General features: G+C 46.0%; 10 protein-coding genes and 2 riboswitches. Of the genes, 2 read left to right on the forward strand and 8 right to left on the reverse strand.

Translation table 11 applies throughout. From position 1 onward, the window contains the following. Positions 1-13: 13 nt before the first annotated feature. The 8 genes from LRL21_RS11230 to gcvT all read right to left on the reverse strand — a co-directional run bounded on the left by LRL21_RS11230 (position 14) and on the right by gcvT (position 11,140). Positions 14-1,636, reverse strand: a complete 1,623-nt coding sequence (locus LRL21_RS11230) for a helix-turn-helix domain-containing protein (protein ID WP_240415868.1) — start codon at positions 1,634-1,636, stop codon at positions 14-16. Beyond that, positions 1,611-3,428: a cache domain-containing sensor histidine kinase gene (locus tag LRL21_RS46245; protein ID WP_240415869.1), complete on the reverse strand. Its 1,818-nt coding sequence runs from the start codon at positions 3,426-3,428 to the stop codon at positions 1,611-1,613. The genes LRL21_RS11230 and LRL21_RS46245 overlap by 26 nt, the downstream gene beginning before the upstream one ends. Before the next feature lie 168 nt (positions 3,429-3,596). After that, positions 3,597-4,937, reverse strand: coding sequence for an ABC transporter substrate-binding protein (locus LRL21_RS11240; RefSeq protein ID WP_240415870.1), 1,341 nt, complete (start codon positions 4,935-4,937; stop codon positions 3,597-3,599). A 136-nt stretch (positions 4,938-5,073) separates the two neighbouring features. Then, the gene (locus LRL21_RS11245) at positions 5,074-5,904 is read right to left on the reverse strand and encodes a carbohydrate ABC transporter permease (protein WP_240415871.1); all 831 of its coding nucleotides are present in this window, start codon (positions 5,902-5,904) and stop codon (positions 5,074-5,076) included. 20 nt (positions 5,905-5,924) lie between these two features. Beyond that, positions 5,925-6,869 (reverse strand): carbohydrate ABC transporter permease, encoded by a 945-nt coding sequence (locus tag LRL21_RS11250; protein WP_240415872.1) that lies wholly within the window; start codon positions 6,867-6,869, stop codon positions 5,925-5,927. A 321-nt stretch (positions 6,870-7,190) separates the two neighbouring features. Continuing rightward, positions 7,191-8,666 (reverse strand): aminomethyl-transferring glycine dehydrogenase subunit GcvPB, encoded by a 1,476-nt coding sequence (gene gcvPB, locus LRL21_RS11255; RefSeq protein ID WP_275900697.1) that lies wholly within the window; start codon positions 8,664-8,666, stop codon positions 7,191-7,193. Further along, complete coding sequence (gene gcvPA / locus LRL21_RS11260; protein WP_240415873.1) at positions 8,663-10,024, reverse strand: aminomethyl-transferring glycine dehydrogenase subunit GcvPA; 1,362 nt, start codon at positions 10,022-10,024, stop codon at positions 8,663-8,665. The genes gcvPB and gcvPA overlap by 4 nt, the downstream gene beginning before the upstream one ends. 12 nt (positions 10,025-10,036) lie before the next feature. Then, positions 10,037-11,140 carry a glycine cleavage system aminomethyltransferase GcvT gene (gcvT, locus tag LRL21_RS11265; RefSeq protein ID WP_240415874.1) on the reverse strand — a complete coding sequence of 368 codons (1,104 nt, stop codon included), beginning with the start codon at positions 11,138-11,140 and terminating at the stop codon, positions 10,037-10,039. 110 nt (positions 11,141-11,250) lie between these two features. Next, positions 11,251-11,360, reverse strand: a riboswitch (glycine riboswitch). Positions 11,361-11,363: 3 nt separating this feature from the next. Continuing rightward, a riboswitch (glycine riboswitch) is annotated at positions 11,364-11,459 on the reverse strand. 181 nt (positions 11,460-11,640) lie between these two features. On the opposite strand from gcvT, the gene gcvH reads away from it, so the two are divergent. Both gcvH and LRL21_RS11275 read left to right on the forward strand, forming a co-directional pair. Next, the gene (gene gcvH / locus LRL21_RS11270; protein WP_240415875.1) at positions 11,641-12,033 is read left to right on the forward strand and encodes a glycine cleavage system protein GcvH; all 393 of its coding nucleotides are present in this window, start codon (positions 11,641-11,643) and stop codon (positions 12,031-12,033) included. A gap of 157 nt (positions 12,034-12,190) precedes the next feature. Further along, positions 12,191-13,246 carry an SIS domain-containing protein gene (locus tag LRL21_RS11275; RefSeq protein WP_240415876.1) on the forward strand — a complete coding sequence of 352 codons (1,056 nt, stop codon included), beginning with the start codon at positions 12,191-12,193 and terminating at the stop codon, positions 13,244-13,246. Positions 13,247-13,266 lie beyond the last annotated feature (20 nt).

A 13,266-nucleotide genomic window follows, 5' to 3' on the forward strand; every position in this document is an offset into this window, starting at 1 on the left:
CGCAAAGTGAATGTTACCCTTTAATATGCGCGGCTCGGTAACCGTTCGGCACTGTACCTGTGTGTGCTTTAAACAGCTTGCCAAAATAATTTTTGTTGTCATAGCCAAGCATTTCAGCAATTTCCTCTATCGACTTATCAGTGATCTCCAGAAGCTCTTTTGCCTTCCCCATTTTGATCCGTGTCACATATTCAACAAAATTCTCTCCTGTTTCCCGCTTAAACAATCGGCTCAAATAACTGGGATGCAGATGAAGGTGAGTAGCCGCGTCCTCAAGCGAGATTTTTTGGTCAAGATGATTGTAAACAAAACGCTGGCATTCCACAATCTCGCGGTTATGGGATTCACGATGTACTTGTCCAGCCCACCCAATGGCCTCCCCCAAATAATCCTTCAGCCACAGCTCCAGCTCGCGAACGGATGCTAGCTCCAGCAAATCATGGTGCAGCAGTTCTGAGGAGAAGGTTGCATTGTAGTGCTGCAGCGATTTGAGGCGCAGGCGTACATCGAGAATCATTTTCAGCAGCCATTCCTTTACTTCCATAGGGCGGAAACGATGATATTGGATGAAATCAATCCACTTGGATACATACTCGTTGATCATCTCATTGCGCTCTTCAAAAATAGCACGGCGAAATTCCTCCAACGCGGGCATATACTGCTCCAGCAGCAAATCGCCTTCCCCGAAGCTTCCACTCACATGCTCCAGCTTCATCACTGACGATTCCGGCAAGTAAAACCGTTGGTTCTTGGTTTCGGCCATCTGAATGAGTTGATCCTTCAGTAATTTCGCATTTTTCACCGGACCTCCGGTTAGAAACGAAAAGGGGATTTTGGAATACTGAAGCAAGCAGTTCTGGATTTCTCTCAAGGTCTGCATGATCTTCTGACTGTTATTCACATGAAGCTCTGAGTAATGGGGAAACAGCAATATGATTTCACCTGTATCGTAGGTAAAGAACACCGTTTCCTGGTAATCGACCAGCAGCTCCTCCATAATATTCTCAATCGTATATACGAACAAATCTTTGGACTGAAATCGATTCACAGCCTCTTTAAGCTGATTCGCATAACCGAATACCGGTAATATAGCATGTTCTCCCCATTTGATACCGAACTCTTCAGCCTTGCGATTCCACTCTGCGATATCGAGAAGTGGCTCATTCACCGTACTCCGGATAAAATGACGCTTTGACGCGCTTCGGTTCAGCTCAACCTCCCTCTCCAGCTTTAAGCTCTTTGACAAAACACCAGCTTCCACATCCAACTGCTCCTTCAACTGTAGGAGCACCTCAGTAATGAGGCGTGCATTCATGGTTTCCTTTAATACATATTCACTCACTGATAGCTTCACAGCTGCTTGGGCATACTGAAAATCATCATGGCAGGATAAGATTACAACCTTCAGCATGGAATGATTCTCTCGCAAGGATCGGATCAATTCAAGTCCGTTCAGACCGGGCATACCAATGTCACTGATCAGTACATCCGTCTTGTCCTTACGTCCAGCCTCAAGTGCTTCTAAAGGATCGTCATATGTTCCCGCTAAGCGAAATCCTAGCTCGCTCCAATTGATCGATGTCTCCAAAAATTCAAGTACAGGCAAATCATCATCCACGATCATAACTGAATACATCGTTTTCCCCCTTGTCCGCATTCTCGGGAAAACGCAGCACGATACACGTTCCCCGATCTGGTATGCTGTCGATATCATAGTCGAACCGATCACCGTAAATCAACTTTAATCGTTCAAATACATTATTAATTCCGATACCCGATAATAATTCTTTGTGGCTCTCTTCCATATGGTCCCGCAATTTAGCCTCGATGTGAGCACGCAGGTCAGAGAGTTTGTCGGCAGTCATCCCGATGCCTGAGTCGCGGATCTCCACCTGTAGTCTTCCGTCCTCACACTTGCACGAAGCGATAACAATTTCCCCCGGTTTACTTTTCAATCCGTGAATATAAGCATTCTCGATCAACGGCTGGAGTATAAATCTGGGTACTTTGAGCATAAGCGTATCTGAAGCAGCCTCAATATGCAGCACCACACGATCTCCATGGCGGGAGTTCAATAACCGGACATAATGTTCATTTATATCAATTTCCTCATGCAGCATGATGAACTCATTGTTACGGTTGATCGTCATCCGCAATACCGAGGATAACGAGCTGATCAGTTCAGCATTCTCTTCATCGCCCTTCATGATGATTTTCAGCCTGATCGAATTCAATACATTGAACAAGAAATGTGGATTGATTTGCGCCTGCAGCATTGCAAGCTCTGCCTTACGCTTTAGCTCCTGCTCTCGGAGGTTTTCTTTAATCATATGTTCAATACGGCCAATCATCCGGTCAAATACATAGCCGAGGCGTCCAACCTCATCACCTCCTGTTATATTGGAACGTTCGCTGAGTTGCCCGGATTCGATTTGGACAACAGTCTGGACAAGCTTCGCAATCGGTTTTGTCAAGGCACGCACCCTATAAAGAAGAATACCAACGAATACGATCAAAAATAGCAGTTGAATCAGAAAATCAGTCTGGCGAAACGATTCAATCTTTTGAGCTGCCTTCTTATAAGGACTCATACTCACAAGCCGCCACTCCGGGGTTATTTGCTCGCTGAGCATTATATATTCTTCCCCCGCTACCTTCAGGAATGAAAAACTACTACTCGTCGGCAATTGATCATAATAGGGAAAAGAGGTCCCGATGGAGCTATAATCCTTATCTACCACTACACGACCTTGACGATCGATAATTACCATGACTTCTTCGGCTTTATATTGATCGAATAACTGCTGGAAAGCATCCATCTCCGAACTGACTATCACATAGCCGTAGGTGGATGAGTTGGTGCGTAGAGGCTTGGCTGCCGTGAGCACATAAGGTTTATTTAATGTTTGAAAATCATCGTTTGGCTCTGCCCCAACCCACTTCACATTATAACCGGATACCTTATCAACATCCTGAAACCAGCTTTTATCGAAAATATTACGCGGGTCTTTGCTGAACGTTGAGTAAGACGCTACATACTCCCTGTTGGGCAGCAGTATAGTTACATTCAAATGTCCAAGTGAGTTAATAACCGTTTCCAGTCTTTTAGAAATTTTTTGTTTGTGGGATAAAATATCTCCTTGGCTCGTAGTCTCATCGACCTGCCCCAGCCCTTGGATGGATAGCTGCAATTCCTCATCGAATTGAACAAAATTCATCACATAAAGCATATTTTTTATTTGTCCTGCTACAAACTGATTGACGATTCTCATTGCTTCCTGTGAGTTTTCCGTCACCTGCGAACGAACGACGTCTCTCGTTAACAGATTGGATACATTCATCGAAACGATTGATGGCAGAACGAGACAAACAAGAATCGTTAGCACCAGTTTATTGCTAAGCGACAAGGTACGAAGCCAATTCGGCACTGTAAACCGCCTGCCTTTCCTTAAGGAAGAGAAAAAGAGGAGGCTAATCGCCTCCTCCTTTTAGTATAACATTAGAATGAATAAGTTATCAGCACAGCTGATCCATTCTAATGCTTCAAGAAAACTTACATTTAATACACGGATGTCTCTTCTTCGATACAGAAATGTTTATTTGTTGCTTTTCTTGATTTCTTCTATTTTAGTTGTTGCCGTTTGAATCGTTTTATCCAGATCCTGCTTACCGACCAAGTACAGCTCTACTTGATTCAAATATTCCTTTTCTTGCTGCAATGCATACGTTGGAGGTACTACCAGCTTCGTTGCTTTGTTCACCTTCAGTGTGCTTAACAATGATTCTTTATCAATTAATTTAACATTCTCTGGTTTGCCGCTTTTTAGAATGGCATCAACGTTTTGGTTAATATCAGCTTTTTTCCAGCCGGAGAAGAACATGCCTTGTGTTGTGATACCTTCCGTTGTATACCATTTCACGAAATCATATGCTTCCTGCTTATGCTTGGAGGATGCTGCGACACCCATGAAGTCTGCGCCAATTTCTGTTAAACCGTTTGTATCCTTGGCGTCAAATTTTGGATAAGGTGCAAATACGGTGTTGAATTTACCGTTTAGCGAAAGCTCCCCTACCATCCAGTTACCAGTTGCAAGCATGGCTGTTTTACCCGCATAAAACACATCGCGGTAATTCATTTTTTGTGATACAACTTCGAAGTAAGGTACCGAAGTTTTGTCTACATTTTCCATCTTGTTGCGCAGATCAAGAGAGTAACGAACCTTCGGGTTGTCAATATTCGCTGAGCCATCTGATTTAACGAGGTACGGATTTTCCATATCATTATTCAACGCAAGAAGGGAATAGTCTTTCCAGTTATGGAAATACGAACCATATGTTTTGGATGCTCCTTCACCCTTGGTCATTTTCTTGGCATATTCGGCATAATCGTTCCAAGTCCAATCAGTCGGAACTGGAAGCTTCGCTTCATCCAGCTTGTCCTTATTCAGCATAACGAACCATTCGATCATTTTACCAGGCAAAGCATAATATTTGCCGTTCACGATAGGATCGATCTTGTATTCGTCCTTAACGACAATGTTGTCTTTCTTCAAATAATCATCTAGAGGTTCCAAAATCCCTGCACCTACACGTTGGGCAAAATCAGATGCACTGGAATACATCACTACGTCCATTTGATCACCGGAAGCGGCCAGGAGGTCCATTTTTTTCATACCTTCCTGGGAATCACCCTTCTCGGACATCCCCTCATATACCACTTTAACGTTTGGATGTGTTTTATTATATGCCTCAACTGTGGCATTCCAATTCCCTTGAGCTTCCGTATACCAAGCCTGAACCTTGATCGTTACTGGCTCCTTGGAACCTTCATTACCGGTATTCGTCGATGATCCTGCATTATTATTTGTGGCACCGCATCCAGCAAGTGCGGTTGTGGTTAATAGTAAACCGCTAAGCGTTAATAAACTCTTTTTCATATAAACCCCTCCATATACGAACTATTTATTTGAAAACCGTTACATTCCCGATAATAACAGACGCTTTATTCGAGCAGAAGTCAATTTTTTAACCTATTCCACTCTTATTTTGACCTCTTCCAATCGCTTGAATTGTTTATCCTTTGACCCCACCGACCGAAATACCCTCGATAACATGTTTTTGACCGATGATAAAAATAATCAACAGAGGCAAAATGGCAGACACTGCTCCCGCCATGATCAAGGAGTATAGCGCTCCGTTCAAAGTCGCAAAAGACTGGATACCTAGCTGAATCGTAAACAATTCCTTTGATTTCAGGAAAATAAGTGGACCTTGATAGTCGTTCCACGTCCAGATAAAACGCAGGATTGCATACGTCGCAATCGCCGGACGAACTAGTGGTGTACAAACTGAGAAGAAAATTCGTATATGTCCTGCCCCATCCATTTTGGCCGATTCAATGTATTCATCATGAATCCCCAAGTAAAATTGTCGAAGCATGAACGTCCCGAGCACGCTGAACGAGCCAAGCAAAATCAAACCAAGGTGGCTGTCAAACAGGCCAATCCAGCGAAATATTAAAAACTGAGGAACCAATATCGCCTGACTCGGGATTAGATAGATCGCCAATATGATCATGAAAAACAAACCACTGCCGCGGAACTTGATCTTCGCAAAGGCATATGCCGACATACAAGCAAGTGTGACGGACAATAAAGTCGTTCCCACTGTAACTTTGATCGAGTTCCAGTAAAAGAGCGGAAACTGCGTCGTAGTCCACACCGTCGTATAATTCTCAATCAAATTCCAATGCTTCGGAATCCATTCTATCGGAAATGTAAACACATCGACTTCCGGCTTCATCGATGCGGAAATCATCCATAGAAAGGGAGACATGAACACGAAGCCGAGCGCGCACATAATCGCAGTCAAAATTACTTTTTTTATAACATTCCAATTATTCATCAGATTCATCCCTTTCCCAATTAATAATTAACCCATTTGCGTTGGCCATACCACTGTATCAGTGTGATGATCAGAACGAATATCAAGAGCACAATAGCCATTGCGGACGCATAACCTGACTGCAAATTAATGAATGCTGTTTCATATAAACGATACACGACCACGGTTGTAGAATTAGCGGGTCCACCGCCGGTCAGAACGGCTATCACATCGAACACCTTAAATGATCCGATGATACCCGTGACGAGCAAAAAGAATGTAGTCGGTGACAAGAGCGGTACGGTGATGTTGAAAAACTGTTTAATCTTCGAGGCGCCATCAATGTCCGCAGCTTCATAAAGATCATTCGGTATGGATTGCAGACCAGCCATGAATACAATCATGTTATAACCGATATTCACCCATACCATCAGCCCCATTACACAATATAAAGCCACATCGGGATCGGCCATCCATTTGGGTGGATTGGCTACTCCAAATGACATCAGCATCTGGTTAATCGGTCCGAAGCTTGGGTGGAACAGCACTTGAAATACAATCGCTACAGCGACAATACTTGAGATGTACGGAATAAAATAAACAAGCTTGAACAGATCCTTAAAATAAATCTTTTTATCAATGATAACCGCCAGCACCAGAGATACAATTAAGGTGATAGGTACGACAAACAATAAAATCAGGTTGTTTTTGATGGATAGTAAAAATATACTATCGTGCGCAAGCTTGATGAAGTTGTCAAAGCCTAAGAACTTCATTTTGGAAAAACCGGCGACAAAATTCCAGTTCGTAAAGCTAAGAAGAAATGAAGCTATAATTGGAAAAAGCGTCAATATAAACAGGCCAATTAGCAGCGGACCAATAAATAAATATCCAGCCAAATCCTCACGCCATTGTTCTTTGGAGCTTTTCCGTTTTTTTTGTACTTTCTGTAGAGCATTTGAGTGCGTTTGTGATTCAGTTGCCATGAAGTTCACCCCAAGTCTTGTTTTTAATCATTCTACCTTCCTGAAACTGTGGACGTAAGAAATTATATTAACCCTTTCAGGTAAAGTTTTGACATTCAGTTTTCTCGCTGGCTCTTTAAATCCTTTATGTAAATCAATTTTTTCCCATCGACCCTTTTCCTAACCATCCCTTTAATTGGATGCAGTTATTGATTTCTACCTGTTCAGCTGACTTTCATACCTCGTCACATAATAAATATCCCCTTCAAGGCCACTCATTCCTTCATCATAAAATGAAGGCTTATTCGAGTGTCTACTTAAAGGGGATATGGGAGCTTCAATTCAACCGCAGGTACAATTCAGCACCGGCTTGCGTGCAGCCAAGGTTTCATCAAGACGGCGGACATCTGTTGTATAAGGAGCATTGTGAAGCAGCTCTGGCGTCTCCTCCGCCTCCTTGGCAATTCGGATCATCGTATCGATAAAGGCATCCAGCGTTTCCTTGCTTTCGGTTTCCGTTGGCTCAATCATGATGCACTCCTCAACATTCAGTGGAAAATAAATCGTCGGCGGGTGGTAGCCAAAATCAAGCAGCCGCTTCGCGACATCGAGTGTACGAACGTTGAATTTTTTTAACCCCCGACCCGACAATACGAACTCATGCTTGCATACGCGGTCAAAGGGAGCCTCATAATAAGGCGCCAAGCGGCGCAGCATGTAATTGGCATTCAGCACGGCACACTCCGATACCCGACGCAAGCCCTCCGGACCGTATGTACGAATATACGTGTAGGCACGAACCAGAATACCGAAGTTGCCGTAAAAGGCTTTGACCCTACCGATCGATTCCGGCCTGTCATAATCAAAGTAATACTTCCCATCCTCAGCTTTAGCCACAAGCGGCTTAGGCAGGAAGGGAACCAGTCGCTGCTTCACGCCAACCGGGCCTGCACCCGGACCACCGCCGCCGTGCGGTGTGCTCATCGTTTTGTGCAAATTCAAATGTACGACATCAAAGCCCATATCACCCGGACGCGTGATGCCCATAATCGCATTGGAATTGGCTCCATCATAATAGAGTAACCCCCCTGCCTCATGCACAATCGCCGCAACCTCGACAATCTGTTCCTCGAATAAACCAAGCGTATTCGGATTGGTCAGCATCAGCGCTGCTGTATCCGGCCCTACAGCCTTGCGCAGCGCATCCAGATCAACAAGCCCTTTCGCATTCGACGGGATGGTGATCGTATCAAAGCCTGCAACAGTCGCACTCGCCGGATTCGTGCCATGTGAGGAGTCGGGCACAATAACCTTGGTCCGATGATCCCCGCGGCTCTCATGGTAAGCACGGATCATCATCAGTCCGGTCCACTCGCCATGCGCGCCTGCTGCAGGCTGGAGCGTCACCTGATCCATGCCTGTAATCGCAGCCAGATCGTTTTGCAGCTGGTATAAGAGCTCCATCGCACCTTGAATAGAGCTTTCCGGCTGATACGGGTGAATCTTGGCGAAGCCGGAAAAACGGGCGACATCCTCGTTAATTTTTGGATTATATTTCATCGTGCAGGAGCCAAGCGGATAAAAACCGTTGTCGATGCCGAAGTTTCTCCGAGATAGCGCCGTATAATGCCGAATCACGTCTACCTCGTATACCTCAGGCAATTCCGCCGGCTTGGTACGGAGCAGATTTTCAGGGATCAGCTTGTCCGTGTCTGTTCTCGGCACATCACATTCTGGCAAGGAATAGCCGACACGACCCGGCTTGCTCATTTCAAATATGAGCGCCTTATCGTGCTTGATTTCCAATGTTTCGCTCATAGGGTAGCCTCCAATTGTTGGGCAAATTCGTCGATTTCGGCTTTCGTTCGGCTTTCCGTCACAGCAATCAGCATATGGCCTGCAAGCGCTGCGTCATCTCTGCCTAAGTCATAACCGCCAATAAATCCGGCTTCAAGCAGCTTTTCATTCAATGCTGTAATGGAAGTGGAAGATGCTTCGGGCAGTTTAATTACAAACTCATTAAAAAATGGCGTCCGTCCAAATGGAACCGATACACCGGATATACGGCTTAATACATCAGCGGCATAATGAGCCTTTTGTATATTCAGATCAGCTACCTCTTGAATTCCCTGCTTACCCAGGGTTGAAATATAGACAGAAGCACACAGCGCGAGCAACGCCTGATTGGAGCATATATTGGAGGTCGCCTTCTCACGGCGAATATGCTGCTCTCGCGTTTGCAAGGTTAGCACAAAGCCGCGTTTTCCGTCCCGATCCACGGTTTGTCCGACAATACGACCGGGCATCCGGCGCATCCAGGCCGTTGATACGGCAAAGTAACCGCAGGTCGGTCCTCCGAGCGAGGCCGGAATGCCAAAGGGCTGCGCATCGCCAACCACAATGTCTGCACCTAGCGCACTAGGAGATTCCAGCAGCCCCAGAGAAAGCGGATTGGCGCTGACTACGAATAGAGCACCCGCTCCATGCGTCACAGGCTCGATAGCTCGCAAGTCCTCAATACAGCCAAAGAAATTAGGCGATTGAATCAACACAGCTGCTGTATCCGTGGTCACACATGCAGACAGCTCGTCCAGATCCGTAACCCCATCACGTATGCCCACCTCAACGATGTCCAGATTCAAGCCTTTGGCCGTCGCCGCCACAATTTGTCTCGCTTCAGGATGAATAGCACGGGAAACCACAAGCTGCTTGCGTTTGGTTGCTCCCGATGCCAACGCTCCGGCCTCCGCCAATGCGGTGGAGCCGTCATACATGCTGGCATTGGCTACCGACATGCCTGTCAGCTCGCAAATATACGATTGAAATTCAAAAATCGCCTGCAGCTCGCCTTGGCTGATTTCCGGCTGATAAGGCGTATACGCTGTATAAAATTCCGATCTGGAAATCACATGATTAATAACAACCGGAATATGGTGATCGTAAATGCCGGCACCCAAAAAGCTGGTATAACGGTCAAAATCGGCATTTTTCCCGGCTAATTGCCGCATATGCTTTAACAGCTCACGCTCATTCAAAGCTTCCGATACTTCAAGCCGTCCCTGAAAGCGCACGGAAGCTGGTATATCACTGAACAATTCTTCTACGGTTGTCATGCCAATCGTCTCCAGCATCTCCGTCTGGTCCTGCTCGGTCATTGGCAAATAGTGGTGCTTCACTTGATCCACTCCTTATTTATGATCACGTTTATAAAATGGCGCCTTCACAACAATCGCTTTCAATCGTTTTTCACGAATCTCCACCCACACCTCTGTACCCAATCCACTGTATCCAGCTTCGATTAAGGCCAGACCGAGATTCCGCTTTAAGGTCGGTGACTGAGTGCCTGTGGTAACCTCACCAATGAGACGATCGTCAGCATATATCGGATAATGACTGCGGGGAATGCCGCGGTCGACCATCTCGATACCTACCAGCTTGCGGGGAATGCCGCTTTCCTTTTGACGAATCAACGCTTCCCTGCCTATGAAATCCCCCTTATCCAGCTTTACAAAAAATCCAACCGAAGACTCCAATGGACTCACCAAAGCGGATAGCTCCTGCCCATACAGCGGCAGCTTGGCTTCGAACCTCAATGTATCCCGCGCTCCCAATCCCACCGGCTGCAAACCATATGCTTCGCCAGCCTCCATGAGCAGAGTCCAGACCTCTATGGCGTGCTCAGCTGCTACATAAAGCTCGAAGCCATCCTCACCCGTGTAACCCGTCCTAGATACAAGCGCCTTCAACCCGCCGATTTCAACATCGGGCAGGAACGAAAAAGCTTTTAGCTCATGCACCGGTACCGACGTCACTTTGCGCAATATCGCCTCGGCCGCAGGTCCCTGCAAGGCAAGCAATGCAGTCTGCTCGGAAATATTGTTTAACTGCACCCCTTCAATCAGATGACTTTGCAGCCATTCCATATCCTTATCTATATTGGAAGCATTGATGACGAGCATGAATCGGTCAGCCTCCAGACGATACACGAGCAGGTCATCCACTACGCCTCCAGCCTCATTACACATCAAGCTATACTGAGCCTGGCCGTTAATCAGCTTCGTGACATCGTTGGTGGTCAGCTTTTGCACATAGGCTTCCGCATGCACTCCCGTAATCATCACCTCGCCCATATGAGATACGTCGAACAAGCCCGCCTGCTGTCGAACAGCGTCGTGTTCCTTTTGGATACCGGTAAATTGCACGGGAAGCTCCCAGCCTCCAAAATCAATAACCCTTGGAGTGCCATACTGTGTGTAAATCGGGAATAGCGGTGTTCGTTTTAAATCTGACATACCCTCACCTCCATTGGATGTAATCATCGTTCCCGTCCTTTATGAAAAGCAAAAAAGACAGCGTGAAAAGCAGAGGCTCATCCTGTTTGAACGACCGTACCTGCTTCTCACTCTGTCCTTTGTACCTGAGAGTTACCTACAACCTGTTCTTCTGACCTGCAAAGAAAGCTGTAGTTTCCCCATCGGTGCCACGGCATATGATGCCGAAGTCTCTCCAGAGCTGCGTCCAGCATAAGTCCTTTTGCCTGAGAGATTCACCCTTTCGGGTTTACTCCTTCGGCGCTGCCGTCAGTGCGTCAGTCTCTCCTTATGCTCTCATCCGCCTATTCATTTCATACACTCATTATTACCTTATCGCTTATCTCATTGTCAACCTTATTTTGGCAGCTTGACCGCTTTTTTAGCAGTTAACTTGACATGACCCACAGCACTGATTTAGTCTGAAAGCATCCTATTCGCAAGTAGGCGAATATAACAACAATTCGAAAGTGGGGCTGGCCATGTCGGTGGTTAAGGATCAATTGCTGTACAGTAAGGAGCATGAATGGGTAGAGGTGATTGGCGAGCATACGATCCGGATTGGTATTACAGATTTTGCGCAGTCCCAATTGGGCGATATCGTCTTTGTTGAGCTGCCTGAAATTGGCTCCGAAGTGTTAAGCGCAACCAGTCTCGGAAATATCGAGTCCGTCAAAACCGTCTCTGACGTATACGCTCCGATATCGGGTGTCGTAACCCAGGTCAACAACACTTTGCTGGATCAACCGGAAAATGTGAACAGCGATCCTTTTGGCGGAGGTTGGATGGTAGAGCTCGAAATCGATGATCATGCCAAGGAAGCGCTAACCCAGCTGTTAACTGCAGAGCAATATCGCGAATATACAGCAGAATAAGAAAGATTACATAAATAAGCCTATGACCTTAAACGTAAACGGTCTTGAATTCTATGATGAAGGATTCAAGGCCTTTTTTGTTTGCAAGATCAAATAAATGATTGAATAAATCATAATTTTGAATTATAATTTCATTATATTGAAGGGAGCTGTGAACATGACAACATTAGGACAACATACCTATTCAGAAATTAACGCACAAGCCGAGGCGATTTCAGCCGCATGGAACCAACTGGAGCTTCAGCAGGATTGGATTGAACGTTACTTGAATAACCCTGCTTTTGAAGAGATCATTTTTATCGGGTCCGGTTCCTCGTATTATCAGGCACTTACGATGGCTGCTACCTGCAGAGCCTGGCTGGGAAGAAGCGCCGTTGCTTACCCATCTTCAGATTTGCTGCTGTTCCGTGAGCAAACGGCTCCTTCTCATCGCAATTATCTGGTCATTGGCGTGTCCCGGTCTGGTGAATCGACTGAGGTTGTATTGGCGCTGGAGTCCGTACAATCGCTTGCCAACTGGACAATTGCCGGAATCACCTGCTATGAGGAAAGCTCGATGGCCAAGCTGGCGGAATGCCTCGTCTCCCCACTCGGGAAAGAAACGAGCACAGTTATGACGAAATCACTCAGCAGTATGACATTTATGATGCAAGCAGCAATTGCCAAAGCCGCAGGCCGCAATGACCTGCTGGAGGAGCTTGCCCAAGTCGTGAAGCAGGATGGAGCTACCGTTCTGGCCGCCCAACCTTTTATTGATACCCTGGTGCGTGAGCAATCTTTCATTAAATATGTATATCTCGGTATGGGAGCACTGTACGGTCTTTCATTGGAGGCTTGTTTGAAAATCAAGGAAATGTCCTATGTATGGACAGAAGCGTATGGAACGCTGGAGTTCCGTCATGGCCCCAAATCGATCGTTGAGCCAGGTACGCTTGTCTGTCTGCTGCTGTCAGAACAGGCTCGTGATTATGAGTTGAAGGTTGCACGCGAAATGCAGGAATACGGAGCATTTGTACTGCTGTTAACGGCTAACAAAGGTGAGGATACCTCATTTGCCGATGCTGTGTTCGAAGTAGGAGGCAGCGACATTTCCGATGAAGCCAGAAGTGTACTTTACTTGCCTGCCCTGCAATTTTTGGGCTATTACACAGCCTTGAACCGCAATGCCGATCCGGATTCGCCGCGCAATTTGACACAGGTTGTAAAAATTTAACGTTAGCTTTGTTACGCAAA

The sequence above is a fragment of the Paenibacillus periandrae genome (assembly GCF_022458865.1).
Lineage (GTDB): Bacteria > Bacillota > Bacilli > Paenibacillales > NBRC-103111 > Paenibacillus_S > Paenibacillus_S periandrae.

Coding starts and splice junctions, on each gene's coding strand:
- LRL21_RS11230 (WP_240415868.1), bottom strand. CDS start 1,636: ATGTATTCAGTTATGATCGTGGATGATGATTTGCCTGTACTTGAATTT.
- LRL21_RS11240 (WP_240415870.1), bottom strand. CDS start 4,937: ATGAAAAAGAGTTTATTAACGCTTAGCGGTTTACTATTAACCACAACC.
- LRL21_RS11245 (WP_240415871.1), bottom strand. CDS start 5,904: ATGAATAATTGGAATGTTATAAAAAAAGTAATTTTGACTGCGATTATG.
- LRL21_RS11250 (WP_240415872.1), bottom strand. CDS start 6,869: ATGGCAACTGAATCACAAACGCACTCAAATGCTCTACAGAAAGTACAA.
- gcvPB (WP_275900697.1), bottom strand. CDS start 8,666: ATGAGCGAAACATTGGAAATCAAGCACGATAAGGCGCTCATATTTGAA.
- gcvT (WP_240415874.1), bottom strand. CDS start 11,140: ATGTCAGATTTAAAACGAACACCGCTATTCCCGATTTACACACAGTAT.
- gcvH (WP_240415875.1), top strand. CDS start 11,641: ATGTCGGTGGTTAAGGATCAATTGCTGTACAGTAAGGAGCATGAATGG.
- LRL21_RS11275 (WP_240415876.1), top strand. CDS start 12,191: ATGACAACATTAGGACAACATACCTATTCAGAAATTAACGCACAAGCC.